Consider the following 17,268-nt stretch of genomic DNA (forward strand, 5'->3'; position numbering starts at 1 on the left):
ATCATTCTCCCAATGCTTTTACAAAGTGTGTTTCTTCTGGTAATTCCAAAACCGTCAAGTAAGCAGCGACGGTATCCAAGGCCGTAAACAAGGCCACCTCGTTAACAATTGCTGCCGCTCGAACAGAGCTCTCCCCCGCCAAAGCCTGATCAGCCTGGTCGAGTGTATTGACCATGATTTGGAATTCTTGCTTAGCCATCGCCATCGGCAAATCAGCTGGCGCTGCTTTTGCTGCAACACCGTTTTCCTGCAAGAAGGCCACATTGCTGTCAGTAGCAGCCAATTCAAAGCCAAGGGCTGCAAAACGCTTAGCCAAGGCCACCACCCCCTCTTGCTGGTCTGCTTCGGCCAAATCCCAAAGAATCCGACCCTTTTGCAAAATTGGCAAGCCAGCGCCAACCATCGCCTTAGCGAGTGCTTGATCATAGTTGTCAGCGGTTCCCATGACTTCACCAGTTGACTTCATTTCTGGTCCAACCGTTGAATTCAAGCCAGCTAATTTGGCAAACGAGAAGACCGGTGCCTTCACGTGAACTTCTGCTGGTTCAGGAACCAAACCAGATTGGTAACCCAAGTCCTTCAAAGACTTGCCCAACATGATTTGTGTAGCGACCTGAGCCATTGGAATCTCTGTGACCTTTGACAAGAATGGCAACGTCCGCGAAGCCCGTGGGTTGACTTCAATCACATAGGCAATTTTATCATGAATCACATACTGGATATTCATCAAACCAATTACGTTCAATTCCTTGGCCAACTTTTGAGCAGATTCAACGATTTGAGCCTTCACGTTTTCAGACATCTGCTGCGTTGGATAAACCGCAAAGGAATCACCTGAGTGAATCCCAGAACGTTCAATGTGCTCCATCACTCCTGGAATCAACACATCTGTGCCGTCTGAAATCAGGTCAACTTCAGCTTCTTGACCAGTAAGGTAATCATCAATCAAAACTGGGTGATCGTTTGAAACCTTTACCGCCTGTTCCATATAGGTCTTCAGGTCGTCATCAGAATCGATGATGGCCATTGACCGACCACCAATCACATAAGATGGTCGAATCAAAACGGGGTAACCAAGGTCATTGGCTGCCTTCAAGGCACCCTCTTTGGTCGTAGCCGTTTCACCTTTTGGCTTTGGCAAGCCAAGCTTGTCAATCACCTTGGCAAATTCGTCTCGGTCTTCTCCGCGGTCCAAATCAGCCACCGTTGTTCCCAAGACCTTAACACCAGCCTGTTCCAAACCAGCAGCCAAGTTAATGGCCGTTTGGCCACCGAACTGCACAACGACACCTAAAGGTTGCTCGAGGTCAATCACGTTCAAGACATCTTCTAGGGTTAATGGTTCAAAATAAAGCTTGTCGGAAATGGCAAAATCAGTGGAAACTGTTTCGGGGTTTGAGTTTTGAATAATGGCTTCATAACCCGCCTGTTGGATGGCCTTCACGGCGTGAACAGTCGCGTAGTCAAATTCAACTCCCTGTCCAATCCGGATTGGGCCAGAGCCAAGAACCAAAACAGAAGGTCGGTCCGTGACAATTGACTCATTTTCGTCTTCGTACGTGCCATAGTAGTAAGGTGTCTTCGACTCAAATTCACCGGCAACCGTATCAACCATCTTGAAGGTTGGTAACAAGCCCTGTGCCTTGCGCCAAGCACGGAAATCAGCTTCCGTCTTGCCAGTCAACTTTGCTAACCAAGCATCAGAGAAGCCGTATTCCTTGGCTGTTTTAATTTCCTCGAAGTTGTCGGGTCCAGCTTGAACCGTTCTTTCGATTTCAATAATGTGCAGAATCTTGTCCAAGAAGAACAAGTCCATCTGAGTAATATCATGAATTTCTTCAATCGTCACCCCGCGGTGAATCAATTCAGCGATGACGAAGAGTCGGTCATCCTTAGCTGGCATCAATTGTGCCTTCAAGTCTTCTGTTGAAACGCCTTCAAAGTAACCAGCACTCAGGTCCTTTTCATCAATTTCAAGTGATCGAACAGCCTTCAACAATGATTCTTCAAGTGTCCGACCGATGGCCATGACTTCACCAGTCGCTTTCATTTGTGTCCCCAACGTGCGTTTAGCATGTTCAAACTTATCAAATGGGAAACGTGGAATCTTGGTTACAACATAGTCAAGGGCTGGTTCAAAGGCGGCCCAAGTCGTCTGTGTCACGGGATTCTTAATTTCGTTCAAGTGCAAACCAACGGCAATCTTGGCCGCCATCTTAGCAATTGGATAACCAGTTGCCTTTGAGGCCAAGGCTGATGAACGAGAAACACGGGGGTTCACTTCGATAATGTAATACTGGAAGGACTCTGGGTCCAAAGCCATTTGGATGTTGACACCACCCTCAATTTTCAAGGCCCGGATAATCTTCAAAGCGGAATCCCGCATCATTTGATAGTCCCGGTCTGAAAGAGTCTGCGTTGGCGAAACAACAATGGAATCACCTGTGTGCACCCCAACTGGATCGATGTTTTCCATCCCAGCCACAATCAAGGCGTTATCGGCAGCGTCACGCATAACTTCAAACTCGATTTCCTTGTAGCCGGCAATCGACTTTTCAATCAACACCTGAGTCACTGGTGACAGTTCCAAACCGTGAGCCGTAATTTCCTCTAATTCAACCAAATTATTGGCAAAACCACCACCAGTTCCACCAAGCGTATAGGCGGGACGGACAACAACTGGATAGCCAATTTTCTCGGCAAAATCAGCTGCTTCTTCGACTGTTGTGGCAATTTGCGATTCCGGTACTGGTTCGTTCAATTCTTCCATCAAATCCTTGAACAATTCGCGGTCTTCAGCCTGTTCGATGGCTGGCAACTTCGTCCCAAGCAATTCAATGTTTAGTTCCTGCAAAATACCGGAATCGGCTAAATCTTTGGCCATGTTTAGGCCAGTTTGGCCTCCTAAGGTTGGCAAAATGGCATCCGGCTTTTCTCGGTACAAGACCTCCTTGACGAAGTCCAAAGTAATTGGTTCCAAGTACACCTTATCGGCAATTTCTTGGTCCGTCATGATCGTAGCGGGGTTGGAGTTAATCAACACCACCTGGTAGCCCTCTTCTTTTAGTGAGAGGCAGGCCTGTGAACCAGAATAGTCAAATTCGGCCGCTTGACCGATAATAATTGGTCCCGAACCAATTACCAAAATTTTATGAATGTCATTTCGCTTGGGCATCTTAGGCTCCCTTCTTTTCCGTCAACTTGTTAATGAAGTTGTCAAAGATATATTCGGCGTCGTGTGGTCCTGGCGAAGCATCCGGATGGAATTGGACTGAAAATGCTTCCTTATCCTTCAACCGAACGCCTTCAACAGTTTCAGCATTAATTTCTTCGTGGGTTACTTCCAAATTCGTACCGGCCAATGAAGCCCGGTCAACGGCATAACCATGATTTTGTGAGGTGAAGTACTTCCGCTTGTGGTCCACATCCGTCACGGCGTGGTTAAAGCCACGGTAGCCAAACTTCATCTTGTAAGTCTTGGCACCGTTGGCAATGGCAAAGAGCTGGTGTCCCAAGCAAATCCCCATGATTGGATACTTATTTTGCAATTCGAGGATGGTCTTCGTTGCATAACCGTACTGAGTTGGATCACCAGGGCCGTTTGATAGCAAGACACCGTCGGGGTTGCTGGCTTCAATTACAGAAGCTGGCGTCGTGCCAGGGAAAACCGTTACCGTTGCGCCACGCTTTTGCAAGGCCTTCACGATTGAGCCCTTTAAACCAAAGTCCAACAAAGCAATCTTTGGTCCGCCCGCTTCACCAACGAAGGTTTCGATTTCTTCTTCCTTCTTGGCCCGGGCCAACAACAATGATGGGTAGTCCTGAGCAAAGAGGGCATCAATCTTTTCGTGATTTAATTCAGAGACCAAAACGGCAGGCATTGAACCATGGTCGCGAATTTCCTTGGCTAATTTCCGTGTGTCAACACCAGTCAATCCTGGCAAGTCTTCTTCCTTGGCAAAATCAGCAAGGGTCATCACAGAACGGAAGTTGGCAGGGCGGCGGGCCAGGTCCTTGACGATAATGGCATCAACGGCGGGTTTACTACCAGCCCCTTCGTTATCGTCTAAGTTAATGCCGTAATTACCAATCAAAGGATAAGTGAAGACCATTGTTTGGCCAAAATATGAGGGATCGGTCATCGTTTCTTGGTAACCAGTCATCCCGGTTGAAAAGACAACTTCCGTTAACAAATCTTTTTCGGAGCCGAAACGCTCACCGGCGTAAACTGATCCATTTTTCAATACTAAGTATCCTTGCATTGCCTTACTCCTTCTTTGCTTGATAGACCAAGTGGCCGTCGACCAAGGTCTTTAAGACCTTGCCGTAAACCTCTTGACCGGTAAAGGGGGTATTCTTCCCCTTTGATTCAAATTCTTCTGGGTTAATCTTGTACGGATGGATGAAATCCACCAGAGCGATGTCGGCGGCATCCCCAACTCGTAGTTCACCTGCAGATGCGAGATTAAAGACCTGCTTTGGTCGGCGAACCATCCAATCAAGGACAGTATCTAAGTCGACTAAGCCGCTTTTAACAAAGTGGGTATAAACCAGTGGCAAGGCCGTTTCCAGTCCCACAATGCCAAATGAGCAATCGTGCATGGAACCTGATTTTTCCTCTTCGCTGTGTGGCGCATGGTCGGTGGCAATCATATCAATCGTCCCATCCAAAAGCCCAGCGATTAGGGCTAATCGATCTTCCTTTGACCGCAATGGTGGGTTCATTTTGAACATTGGGTCATCGGTTTCAATCATGCTGTCATCCAAGAACAAGTGGTGTGGTGAAACTTCCGCTGTCACTGACAGGCCCATTTGCTTGGCCAAGCGAACCTGGGCAACAGATTCCTTGGTTGAGATATGGGCGATGTGGTACTTGACGCCGGTTGCCTGCGCCATCACCAGGTCGCGAGCTAACTGGGTTGATTCGGACAACCCTGTCATCCCGGGCAAGCCTAAGCGTTCAGCCTCCAATCCGGCATTCATTACCCCACCTTGGATTAAGGAATCATCTTCCAAGTGAGCTGAAATCACGCGGTCAGCCTGCTTAGCCGCCTTCATGGCTTCCAACATCGTTTGCGCATCTTGGACACCGTGGCCATCGTTTGAGAAGGCCATGGCACCAGCATCAGCCATTGCCTGTAAATCAGCTGCGCCCACGCCAACCAGGTCGGCAGATAGCGCACCAAATTGGGCAATCTTCACCAGACTATTTTCCTGATTTAACAAAACCTGTTGACGAACCTTCTCGGCAGTATCAACAACTGGTTTGACGTTTGGCATAGTCATCACCGTTGTGAAGCCCCCGTGAGCGGCTGCGTGAGAGCCTGTCTCGATGGTTTCCTTATAAGTTAAGCCTGGCTCACGGAAATGTACGTGGACATCAATCAAACCGGGAATGGCTGCGGCACCATGAGCATTAATTTCTTCGTCGGCTGGGACTTCAATTCCCCGGGCAATCTTTTCAATCTTGCCATCCACAATTAAGATGTCCTGGCAGCGCTTGTTAATTACTGCATGCTTGATTAATACTCTCATTTGTCAGCCTCCATTAAGCCGCGTGCCTGTAGGACCTTGGTAATCATCGCCATCCGGGCAAAAACCCCGTTACCCATCTGGGTGAAAATCCGTGATTTGTCGCCATCCACCAATTCGCTTGCAATTTCGACATTGCGGTTAACTGGGGCTGGATGCATGATAGTGCTGTGTTCTGGTAACAACTTGGCTCTCTCTTGTGTCAAGCCAAACTGTTGATAATAATCAACGGCCGTAAAGGCGTCGCGGTTCGCTTCGTCGAAGCGCTCCAATTGCACCCGGAGCATCATGACAACATCTAATTCCGGTAAAATTTCTTCCAGCGTGCCAAACGTTCCCAAATCATCAAAGTCATGACTGTACCAGGAATCAGGTCCGCCAAAGTAAAGCGTTGCGCCCAATGACTTTAAAATTTTAGCATCTGATTTTGCCACTCGTGAGTGAGCCAAATCACCAATAATACCAACCTTGAGGCCGTCAATTCGGCCAAATTCATTTTCAATCGTTAATAAATCTAAAAGAGTTTGTGATGGGTGAACACCAGCGCCGTCACCTGCGTTGAACAGACCCATTGTGACATAGGGGTTTTCAACTAGTTCTTGGTACCAACCAGTTTGGCCGTGGCGAATAACGGCAAAGTCAACACCGATTGCTTCTAGCGTTCGCAGCGTGTCCGACAGCGTTTCGCCTTTTTGAACGGAAGAAGTCGCCGGATTAACCTCAATTAAGTCAATCCCTAATTTCTTCTCCGCCATCTGAAAGGATGACTTGGTTCTTGTTGAATTCTCAAAGAAGAGGTTCACACCGTATACCGGACGTTTCAAAGCTGGTGCTTGTTTCCCGGCTTGATAGTCTTGGGCTAAGTCCAAAACTTCTTGTAATTGTGTTGTTGATAAATCTGCTAGGTCTAGGCAGTTGTTCCAATTCGTCATCTCAATGCCCCTTGATTTTCCCGCTGCAATTTTCCAATAAAAAACGCCCTAATCCTAAGATCAGAGCGTCAGTGGCGGTTGACTGGAATCGTTTAGCTTGCACTTTGTCCATTCTTGTCAGCCTTTTGTCAAGGTTAGCCAGGGTCTCGCCCAGGGGTCTGGAATTTCTTCCAACCATTACCTTGCTGCTTGTCCACCTTAGCGACTCTCCGGTCGGCTTTAAAGGATTGCAACTTTTGTTTGCTTGTTAGTATTTTAGCACCTGTAAATGCCTTTGGCAAGCTTTTCTGACATAAAAAAGTGTGATGGCCAACTATTGTCTCTTGTCAAGAAAGCTAACAGTGACCACTGCTGATTTTTGCTCCAAACAATCCTCTTTCATCACCAATTTGAGTCAAAAAAAGTCACCACAATACAATAGTGTGGTGACTAACCATCATGCTTAGTTAAAGTTTGAATCATCATCCAAGAAAGTGTTCAACACTTCTTCGACCATGTTCCATTCTGCATCATCTTCAATCGGCAACAAATCTTCTTCCGTTGCTTCGCCATCTTCGGCTGGATTGAAAATGTATGCTTGCACATCAACCTCTTCATCTTCTTCGACACCATCTGGGACGAGCAAGATATATGAACGGTCAAATTCCTCTGAATGGAAAGTAAACAAAACTTCGTATAAAGTTTCGTCGCCATTGTCGTCAATCAGGGTAATCTTGTCAATTTCTGGGTTTTGCTTAGCCATAAAAAAATCCTTTGTTATTGTTACGATTGCGCTAAAGTAAAAAACAGATTTACTTAGTCAACTTACCGTTAGCGTCCAAATAATTTTGCAAAATGAATTCTGCGGCAATCTTGTCGATAACCTTCTTACGCTTCTTCCGAGAAACATCCGCCTCTTCGATTAGCATCCGTTCCGCCTGAACCGTTGTTAGCCGTTCATCTTGAAAATCAGTAGGCAAGCTAAAACGGTCTTCAACCATTTTAGCGTACGCTCGCGCCGCTTCGGCACGAGGACCCTCGGTATTGTTCATGTTCTTAGGCAGACCTAAAACGACGCCTTTTGCGCCTGTTTCTTGGATAATTTCACCCAAGCGGTCTAAGCCAAAGACTTTTTCGTCCTCGTTGATGCGGATGATTTCCACCCCTTGTGCCGTCCACCCCATTGGGTCGGAAACGGCTACACCAACTGTTTTTGAGCCTACATCAAGTCCTAGTATCCGCATTACTTATTTAAATAGGCGTGTACGAGCTCCTCGATGATTTCATCGCGCTCGTGACGCTTAATTAAATTACGCGCGTCATGGAGTCGGGGAATATAAGCTGGGTCGCCAGACATTAAATACCCAACGATCTGATTGATTGGTTTGTAACCCTTTTCTTCCAAAGCGGCATAAACCAATACCATCGTTTCATGGATATCCTTTGGTGCCTGGTTACCGAAGTCAAAAATCGCAGTCTTATCGTTCACACTCATCGTACACACTCCTTTCTTCACAATTTTCACTTTTACGTGTCTTTAGTTTAACACGTTTCCAAGCAAAAAGCCGACTAAATTCCAAGCTGACCAATTTGCCAGTTGTCCTCCGTCGACCTTCTATCAAAGAATGTATTAAGCTTGACCAATGATTTTTTCGGCTTGGTCGAGGGCTTCAGCAATCTTGCTTTGGTCCTTTCCACCGGCTTGGGCCAAATCAGGCCGGCCACCGCCACCACCACCGACAGTTGGAGCAATGGCCTTGACCAGATCCCCTGCCTTAATGCCAGTCGCGTTGGCCGTCTTATCAGCACCAACCAACAAATTAACCTTGTCACCAATGGCAGCAGCCAAAACCAAGATATTTGACGCACCCTTGTCGCGCCAAACATCTGCCATTTGGCGCAAGCCACCGGCGTTATCGACCTTGACCTGAGCAATCACGGCCGTTAATTGACCAATTTGCTTTGGACTATTGAAGAGTTCGCCAGCCTGCAAGGCAGCTAATTGTGCCTGCATCGCCTCGATCTGCTGATTAGCGGTCTTCAAATCAGCTTGAACCTCTTCAATCTTGTCCTTCACGGCCAAAAGGTTTGGTACTTTCAAGCTCTTGGCAATGGCAGCAAGTGTCTGTTCCTCTGCTTCAAAGCGAGTTAAGGCCGGAATTGAAGTCAACGCTTCAATTCGACGAACACCCGCCCCGATACCGGATTCAGAAACAATCGTAAAGAGTCCCAACTCAGCCGTTGACTGGGCGTGAGTTCCGCCATCAAATTCCTGGTTATAGTCACCAATGGAAACCACTCGAACCGTATCACCGTACTTGTCATCAAAGACCGCCACGGCGCCAACCTTCTTGGCATCCTCAAGAGACATTTCTTCCCAAGTAACCGGCAAGTTTTTGGCAATTTGCTCGTTAACCTGGTCTTGAATCTGATTTAATGTTGCTTGGTCAACCGGACCTTCGTGATTAAAGTCAAAGCGCAAGTACTCAGGTTCCACCAAAGAACCAGCCTGGTGGACATCCCCACCAATCACATTCCGCAATGCCTGATCCAACATGTGAGTAGCCGTGTGATTCAACGACACAGCACGGTTGCGGTCCAAATCGATGGCCAAGTCAACCACCTGGTCGACCTTCACATCGGCCATAATTTGCGCCGTATGGATGTGTTGGCCATTTGGTCCATTTTGAACGTCGGTCACTTGGGCTAAGATATTATCATTTTCATCCTTAACCGTTCCAAAATCAGCAACTTGGCCACCCATTTCAGCATAGAATGGTGTCTTATCAAAGACCAACCAAGCTGTTTGGCCAGCATGAGCTTCTGTTGCTACTTGGGCCACGCCGTTTTCATCGTGAACCAAAACAGCAACAACCTTGGCACCAAGAACCGCCTTATCAGTCCAACCAACATAAATTGATTGGACCTTCAAGTCTGTTAAGGCAGCGTTTTGAACGCCCATGGCATTGTCGGTTGAACGAGCGGCGCGCGCACGATCACGCTGCTCTTGCAAAGCCTCTTGATAGCCGGCCAGATCAACTGACAGACCGGCATCTTCAGCCTGTTCTTCCGTTAATTCAACTGGGAAACCGTAGGTATCAGACAACTTAAAGGCATCTGCACCAGAAATTTCCTTTTGACCATTCTTCTTGGCTTCAGCAATCACTTCGTCCAAGAGTGACAAACCAGCCTTCAAAGTCTTGTTAAATCGCTTTTCTTCAGCCAAAATTGTCTTCTCAATCTCAGTCTGGTTGTCCTTCAACTCTGGATAGTAAGAATCCAATGTACTAATCACGGCTGGTACCAACTTCGTCAGGAATTCACCCTGAATGCCCAACTTTTGGCCGTGCAAAACAGCTCGACGAAGCAAGCGGCGGATAACGTAGCCACGACCTTCGTTACTTGGCTTAGCACCGTCAGCGATGGCAAATGAAATTGCTCGAATATGGTCAGCAATTACCTTAAAGGAAACGTTTTCGGCCGTATCCTTGGTTTCGTCGTACTTGGCACCATTAGCTAATTTTTCAGTTTCGTGAATAATTGGCAAGAACAAGTCCGTATCAAAGTTTGTCCGACCATTTTGGAAAACAGAAACCAATCGTTCAAGTCCCATTCCCGTATCAATGTTCTTATGTGGCAATTCTGGGTACGTACTGTTGTCCGTTAATCCAGGCAAGTGGTTAAACTGTGAGAAGACGATATTCCAGATTTCCAAGTAGCGTTCGTTTTCGCCTCCTGGATACATTTCGGGATCATCTGCTGGCAAATCAGCAAAGGCATCACCACGATCATAGAAAATTTCAGAATCGGGACCTGAAGGGCCTTCACCGATATCCCAAAAGTTATCTTCGACTTCGTAGACGTGACCTGCTGGCAAATCAGTCTTTTCTTCCCAGATTTTGCGTGACTCTTGGTCCTTTGGATAAACCGTGACGTACAGCTTTTCCTTGTCCAAACCATACCATTCTGGTGAAGTTAAGAGTTCCCAAGCCCAAGGAATCACTTCTTCCTTGAAATAGTCTCCAATTGAGAAATTCCCCATCATTTCAAAAAGCGTATGGTGGCGGGCAGTCTTACCAACGTTTTCAATATCATTTGTTCGAATGGCCTTTTGCGCATTGGTCAATCGAGGCTTTGGTGGCACAACAGAGCCATCAAAGTACTTCTTTAAAGTGGCCACCCCAGAGTTAATCCACAATAGTGATGGATCGTTTTCTGGAACCAATGACTTGGCCGGTACCACCAAGTGGTCCTTACTGGCAAAAAAATCTAAGAACATTTGCCGAATTTCAGCTGATGATAATTCTTTCATGAGTTCTCCTTTGGTTTTCGGTTAAATAAAAAAAGACCAAAACAAAGAGCGGACGCGTGACCGTGGTACCACCGCTGTTTGTAATGATCTTTCCAATCTTTACCTTTAAGTCCTGATAACGCTAGGATGCGGCCGATTTCGGCATTTATCCTGGGAGCACGAACTTATGTTCCTAGTGTTTTCCATCAACCAACACCTTGCTAAAAGGAAGCTATAAGACCGCATATCCAGTTACTATGGATAATTATAGCACAATTTTTTCTTGGCGAAAGTCTCTTTACCAGCCAATTGCACGGTCTTTTGGCAATGGCTTCAAAGTTCCATTGTCAGCTTCCGTAAAGACCTGGTCAAACATTGCAAAGACCTGGTCAAGCTGTTCCTCTGTAATTACCAAAGGTGGCTGGAAACGCAAAATAAAGCCCCGAAGCGTGATCATAACGGCCCCTAAATCAAAGAGCCTGAAAATGATTTGGCTCGCCAATTGGGCGTCAGGCTGGCCATCCTTGTCAACGATATCAATGCCACCATCAAGACCGTAGATTCGTACATCGCCGAGGCAGGTATAATGTTGTTTAGCCTGATCAAAGTATTCTTGCACTCGATTGCCCAGCCGCTTTGATCGACCAACTAAGTCTTCTTCCTCTAAGACGTCCAAACCAGCCAAGGCAGCTGCGGCTGCCACCGGATTTCCCCCAGTCGTAAAGAGGTGGCCCGGTGCAGGCAAGGCATCCATGATTTCAACCTTCCCAACGACGGCTGACAATGGCAAACCAGAGGCAATCGATTTTCCAATGGCTAGCAAATCAGGTACAATCCCGAAATGATCAATCGACCACATCGTGCCGGACCGGCCTAAGCCCTGGTTGACTTCATCAACTGCAAAAATAATGCCGTTTTCTCTGGTAAATTGATAAACCAAATCCATGTATTCTTGCGGCGCCTTGACGATGCCGCCGTCCCCTTGGATTGGTTCAATTAAGACCAGCGCCGTTTCATCCGCCGGCACATAACTCTCAAAAAGTTGCTTAAATTCAGCAAATTTACGCAAGGAGAAGCCATGCTCATTTTCTCCTGGCAATCGGTCATGGCTGTCCGGGAATGGTGCCTTATAAAAGCCAGGCATCAACGGACCAATTTTGCGGACCTGATTTAATGAAATCGCTGAAGCAATCGAGGCTGCATAGGTCGACCCGTGCATCGCGCCGGTAAAGGTCACCACATTTGGCCGCCCTGTATAAGCTCTAGCAAACTTAATCATCGCCTCGTTGGCATCTGAACCCGAATTTCCTAAAGCAACTTTCTTGGTAAAGTCGCCTGGCGTTAATTGAGACAGCCGGTCCAAAAGCTTCGCCGTGGTCGTATTCGCGAAATAAGCTGGCGTATACAAAATCAGCTGTTCAGCCTGATCCTTAATAGCCTGAACCACTTTTGGATGGCAATGCCCAAAGTTAATGGCAGAAGCCGAGGCCAACAAATCAATATAGGTCTTCCCATCAGCATCTGTCACCGTCGCCCCAGAGCCCGATTGCACCACTAAATCAAAATACTTAATCCGGGCTGCTTCATTTCGGTTTTGATCCTCTTCGGCTAAAATATCTAAGTTTCTACTCATACCCAACCTCATTTTCTCATTTTTTAATCATTATACAATAAAAGCCCGGAAATTTCCGGGCTTTCAATAAAAAATATTGAGTAAAGTTGTGCTGATTTACTTGTGCAAACGTGAATGGCGTGAACCATAGAACATATAAACCAACAGGCCTAAGATAAACCAGAAGCCAGCATAAACACGAGCCTGGATATCCAATGACCAGAAGATATAGAAAGCACCCAAGGCACCCAAAGCAGGCAGAACTGGGTAAAGTGGCATCTTGAAGCCAGGTACTGGCAAGTCCTTTCCTTCACGTGGACGCAAGGCGTAAACCCCAACTGAAACCATGATAAAGGCAATCAACGTTCCGGCTGAGATCAAACCGGCCAATTCGTTGAATGAGAAGACAGAACCAACCAAAACGGCAATGACAGTCAAGACCAGCAAAGCGTTGTTTGGCAAACCTTTACCGTTAACGTCACCCAAGAACTTTGGCAACAAACCATCACGGCCAAAGGCATAGAGCAAACGAGAACCAGCCAACATCATTCCGATAATGGCCGTAAACATACCAGCCAAGGCAACAACAGACAAAATGTTTGACACAAGTGGGTGTCCAGCCTTTTCCAAGGCCCAAGCAGCTGGCGCAGCATTGTTAGCATACTGGGTATAGTGGAACATTCCAACCATGACCAAGGCAACCGTCACGAACAAGACAGTGGCGATAATCAAAGAACCAATGATACCGCGAGGCATCGTCTTCTGTGGGTTCTTTGCTTCAGCAGAGTTGGCAGCAATCGAGTCAAAGCCAATATAGGCCAAGAAGATTTGTGAAGCTCCCGCTGAAATTCCTTGCCAACCACCAAAAGTTGTTCCCGGCCTATGAGCTGGAATAAAGTTAGCATAGTTTGAAGGGTGGATAGCAGTTGCACCAACAACGATAAAGAGTAAGATGACCAAGACCTTCAAGACAACCAAAGTATTTTCAACCTTAGCAGTCGTGTTCGTTCCCTTCCAAAGCAAAGTGGCCACAATCAAAACGGCCAAGAGTGAGAAAAGGTCAATCACTCCACCGTTTCCGGCAGCAAAAGAGCCATTCAAGGCCTTTGGCAATGACAAGCCAAAATTAGCTAGGAATTGGTGGAAGTTGGCTGACCAACCAGAAGCAACGAAAGCAACGGCGATAAAGTATTCAGCCAACAAGGCCCAACCGGCAATCCAACCGAAAACTTCACCAAAGACAACGTTGGCCCAAGAATAAACGGAACCAGCAAATGGCAAAGCAGAAGCAAACTCCGCATAAGCAAAGGCTGTCAAACCAGAAACGACCGCAGCAACCACGAAGGACAAGGTAACGGCTGCCCCCGCGTGGTTCGCTGCCACGATTCCTGGCAAGGTAAAGATGGCAGTTGAAACAATTGTTCCGACTCCCAAAGCCAACATTTCCTTCACACCCAGTGTCTTTTTCAGATGGGCATCACTTTGTTCGAACGCTGATGGATCAGCTCTCCTAAACCAAGAGCCCATCCCGCTTTTATCTGCCATAAGCATCTCCTACTTTCTTAATTTATAAACTATCAAAAATATTAGCATTTTCTAATTTAAATGTCAAATACTTTATTAATACTAGCTTTGTTGACTTTATGGCCTCTCATTTATCCCCTTGTAATCTAAAGAATTCCTTGCTGAATTAAAAAAAGAACCGGATTAACCGATTCTTTTTGTTTAAATCAATATTAAAGTTCAGGTTCTTCAACTTCAACCGTATCATTAATCTTCTTGGCGCGACGGAAATGCTTGGTAACCAAGCGTGATCCCGTTCCCCAGAAGTAGAAGGCCAAAGCAACGACAATAATCATCACGAAGTCCAATGGGTACTTCACAAGGCCGATTCCATTAAATTCGTGTGAACCAATATATGATTCAATTGACAAGGCAACCAAGTACCAAAGCAACCAGGAAGATCCCTTGATTTGCTGCTTAGCGCGGTCCATTGACCAGCCCTGCTTCCACTCGTAGAAGAAGTAAAATGGCAGCCCCAAGACAATAATCAAGATAACTTCAATTGTAGTTGGCCACATTGCCCAATAAGTCGCTAATGAAGCCAATACAAAGGCCAAAGGAGCCATGTATTTCATGCTCTTCGACTTAAATGGTCGATTGAAATCAGGCGCCATCTTCCGCAATGACATAACCGTAACTGGTCCCGTCAAATAAGCAATCAAGGTAGCAGTTGAAATCACAGCCGCCAAGGTTCCCCATGACCGGAAAACCGTGACCATAATCATTGACAAGATAGCATCCGTGACCATGGCCATTCGTGGAATACCGTACTTTTCGTTAATCTTACCCAAGTATTGTGGGATATGCTTATCGGAGGCCATCGCAGCCAAGACACGACCAGTTGAGGCCGCAAAGGAAACACCAGTTCCAAATGGTGAAACAAAGGCATCCGTATACAGCAAGATTGACAACCAGTTCAAGCCAAGTAAGATGGCCAAATCAGCAAATGGTGACTGGAAATCGATTCCGTGCCAACCAAATTTAGCAATCTCAGATGGTTCAATAGCCGTAATAAAGGTTGATTGAATCAAAATGTACAAGACCGCCGCGATTCCTAAAGAAATCACAATTCCGCGAGAAATATCTTTTGTTGGGTCCTTAACTTCTGAACCGAAGTTAATAATTGTTTGAAAGGCATTAAAAGAGAAGATAATACCAGAAACAGTTGTTGCCGCAAAGATTGGTGCTGTTCCATATGGCATGAACTGGTGAACAGTTGAGCCGTAGTTTCCTGGGTGGAAACTTGAAATGGTCAACATGGCAATCGTCAACAATGGTACCCCAATTTTTAAGAATGAGATTGCTGAAGTAAAGCGAGTCAACAAGGTCACCGACCAGTAGTTTAGCAACGTAAAAATCACGATGAAACCAAAGACAACGAGCAAACCTGGTGTCGTGATTTGACCATTACTTAAGAAATGGTGCGTCCAGTTTGCCCACTTCCAAGGCCAAGTTGACATATATTGAACGGCCGCCACCGCTTCGATTGGAATCAAAGTAATCAGTGATACCCAGTTCGCCCATGAAGCAATAAAGCCTAAGAGTGAACCGTGGGTATACTGAGCAAATTTTGACATTCCACCCGACTGCGGAAACATCGTTCCCAATTCAATATAGGTGTAAGCAATCACGCCAATCACGGCCGCTCCAATCACCCATGAGATAATGGCGGCCGGCCCAGCAACACGAGTTGCCTCCCAAGAACCAAACAGCCAACCAGAACCAATCAATGATCCTAGTCCCAAAAGAACAAGTTGTAATAAACCAATTTTATGAGATTTCATAATATCCTTCCAACACATTTATCGAAGTGACCACTTACATGTGAATCACCAATGGTCACTATTGTACCAGAACGATTACAAATTGCAACTCTATTATACAAAAAAACTGTTGGTTGTTAATACCAACAGTTTTTTTGCACTGATTTAAACAAAAAGTGCCGTAATAATTAAGATAACAATCAAACCAGTTACGGAAATAACTGTTTCCAAAACCGTCCAGATTTGAAAGGTTTGCTTAACCGTCAAATCGAAGTATTCCTTAAAGATCCAGAATCCAGCATCGTTAACGTGTGAAGCAATCAATGAACCTGCACCAATGGCCAAGGCAACCAAGACGAGTAACAAGTCACCGTGTGGGTTAGCAGCTAAGATACCGTTCACGACACCAACAGCCGTGATACCAGCAACCGTGGCTGAACCAACGGCAATTCGAAGCAATGAGGCCACTGCCCAAGCAAACAAAACAATCGTGATAGGAGACATTGAACCTGATGATTGGAACAAGTGAGCGATTTGGTTTGACATACCTGATGTCACCAAAACACCACGCAAGGCACCACCACCACCAACAATCAACAAGATGCCGGCCACAGAGTTCAAGCCTTCAGTCAATGAAGCTTCAACATCCTTCATTGAACGCTTTTGACCAGGTCCCATCGCGAAGACAGCAAAGATCAAAGAAATCGTCATCGCAACAGCTGGGTTAGCCAAGAAATCAATTACTCGGTAAACCATGTCGGGATTAGCTGGGGCCTTTCCACCTGAAACCACCAGCTTATAAACAGTGGCGATAATCATAAAGATCAATGGGAAGACAGAAGTCAAAACTGACAAAGCAAAGCTTGGTGACTTATCCAAGTCATATTCCTTCACCTCACCAACTGCTTCGATATGTTCCTTGAATTGGAAGGCATCAGGAGCAAACTTCTGTGCCAACTTTGTATAAACAGGACCGGCAACAACGGCCGTGATGATTGAAACAACCAAACCAACAATCAACATCAAACCAACGTTTGCGCCCAATTGTGAGGCAACAGCAGTTGGAGCTGGTTGTGGAGGCAAGAAACCTTGTGCAGATGACAAGGCAGCCGTCATTGAAATCCCCAAGTAAAGCAATGGGACACCCGCTTCAATGGCAACAGCAAAGACGATTGGAATCAACAAAACCATGCCGACTCCGAAAATCATTGAAATTCCAATGATAAAGGAAGCTAACAGAACGGCCCATTGCAAACGCTTCAAACCGAACCAAGCAATCAAGGTCTTAGCAATTCGATAAGAGCCACCAGCATCAGCAACCAAACGACCAATCATCCCACCAAAGATGAAGATAACGGCGTTTGAGCCCAAGATGTTTCCCATTCCTTGAGCGCCCAAAACGGCGTCCGGAATCTTTGACGGATTCATGCCCAACAAAAGGGCCAAAACGAAGGCCGTGATGACCAACGATACAAAGGTGTTCAACTTAAACTTGGTGATTAAAACCAGCAAGAGTAAGATGGACACGAATAACATAACAAATTCCATTTATCCATATGAAAGCCAGTTGGCTTTCTACTCCTATTATCTCTGCGC

12 protein-coding genes are annotated in these 17,268 nt (G+C 46.2%); all 12 read right to left on the bottom strand.

Annotated features, from left to right (window positions below; genetic code table 11):
• Position 1: 1 nt before the first annotated feature.
• Positions 2 to 3,175: a carbamoyl-phosphate synthase large subunit gene (carB, locus tag AABI20_RS01500; protein ID WP_338346570.1), complete on the bottom strand. Its 3,174-nt coding sequence runs from the start codon at positions 3,173 to 3,175 to the stop codon at positions 2 to 4.
• 1 nt (position 3,176) lies between these two features.
• The gene (locus AABI20_RS01505; RefSeq protein WP_338346571.1) at positions 3,177 to 4,262 is read right to left on the bottom strand and encodes a carbamoyl phosphate synthase small subunit; all 1,086 of its coding nucleotides are present in this window, start codon (positions 4,260 to 4,262) and stop codon (positions 3,177 to 3,179) included.
• A 4-nt stretch (positions 4,263 to 4,266) separates the two neighbouring features.
• The gene (locus AABI20_RS01510; RefSeq protein WP_047975298.1) at positions 4,267 to 5,535 is read right to left on the bottom strand and encodes a dihydroorotase; all 1,269 of its coding nucleotides are present in this window, start codon (positions 5,533 to 5,535) and stop codon (positions 4,267 to 4,269) included.
• The gene (locus tag AABI20_RS01515) at positions 5,532 to 6,464 is read right to left on the bottom strand and encodes an aspartate carbamoyltransferase catalytic subunit (RefSeq protein ID WP_338346572.1); all 933 of its coding nucleotides are present in this window, start codon (positions 6,462 to 6,464) and stop codon (positions 5,532 to 5,534) included. Before AABI20_RS01515 ends, AABI20_RS01510 begins: the two co-directional genes overlap by 4 nt.
• Before the next feature lie 442 nt (positions 6,465 to 6,906).
• A complete protein-coding gene (locus tag AABI20_RS01520; RefSeq protein WP_059393585.1) occupies positions 6,907 to 7,206 on the bottom strand; it encodes a DUF1292 domain-containing protein in 300 nt (99 codons plus the stop codon).
• A gap of 49 nt (positions 7,207 to 7,255) precedes the next feature.
• Positions 7,256 to 7,687 carry a Holliday junction resolvase RuvX gene (gene ruvX, locus AABI20_RS01525; RefSeq protein WP_047975301.1) on the bottom strand — a complete coding sequence of 144 codons (432 nt, stop codon included), beginning with the start codon at positions 7,685 to 7,687 and terminating at the stop codon, positions 7,256 to 7,258.
• On the bottom strand, positions 7,687 to 7,938 hold the full coding sequence (locus AABI20_RS01530; RefSeq protein ID WP_047975302.1) for an IreB family regulatory phosphoprotein: 252 nt from the start codon (positions 7,936 to 7,938) through the stop codon (positions 7,687 to 7,689). Before AABI20_RS01530 ends, ruvX begins: the two co-directional genes overlap by 1 nt.
• 135 nt (positions 7,939 to 8,073) lie before the next feature.
• Positions 8,074 to 10,755 (bottom strand): alanine--tRNA ligase, encoded by a 2,682-nt coding sequence (alaS, locus tag AABI20_RS01535; protein WP_338346573.1) that lies wholly within the window; start codon positions 10,753 to 10,755, stop codon positions 8,074 to 8,076.
• 277 nt (positions 10,756 to 11,032) lie between these two features.
• Positions 11,033 to 12,367 (bottom strand): aspartate aminotransferase family protein, encoded by a 1,335-nt coding sequence (locus AABI20_RS01540; protein WP_338346574.1) that lies wholly within the window; start codon positions 12,365 to 12,367, stop codon positions 11,033 to 11,035.
• 96 nt (positions 12,368 to 12,463) lie between these two features.
• A complete protein-coding gene (locus tag AABI20_RS01545; protein ID WP_047975305.1) occupies positions 12,464 to 13,891 on the bottom strand; it encodes an APC family permease in 1,428 nt (475 codons plus the stop codon).
• Positions 13,892 to 14,082: 191 nt separating this feature from the next.
• Positions 14,083 to 15,693 carry an APC family permease gene (locus AABI20_RS01550; protein ID WP_047975306.1) on the bottom strand — a complete coding sequence of 537 codons (1,611 nt, stop codon included), beginning with the start codon at positions 15,691 to 15,693 and terminating at the stop codon, positions 14,083 to 14,085.
• Positions 15,694 to 15,837: 144 nt separating this feature from the next.
• Positions 15,838 to 17,220, bottom strand: coding sequence for a gluconate:H+ symporter (locus AABI20_RS01555; protein ID WP_047975307.1), 1,383 nt, complete (start codon positions 17,218 to 17,220; stop codon positions 15,838 to 15,840).
• Between the last annotated feature and the right edge of the window lie 48 nt (positions 17,221 to 17,268).

The sequence above is a fragment of the Fructobacillus cardui genome, assembly GCF_963580785.1.
Taxonomy (GTDB): Bacteria; Bacillota; Bacilli; order Lactobacillales; family Lactobacillaceae; genus Fructobacillus; species Fructobacillus cardui.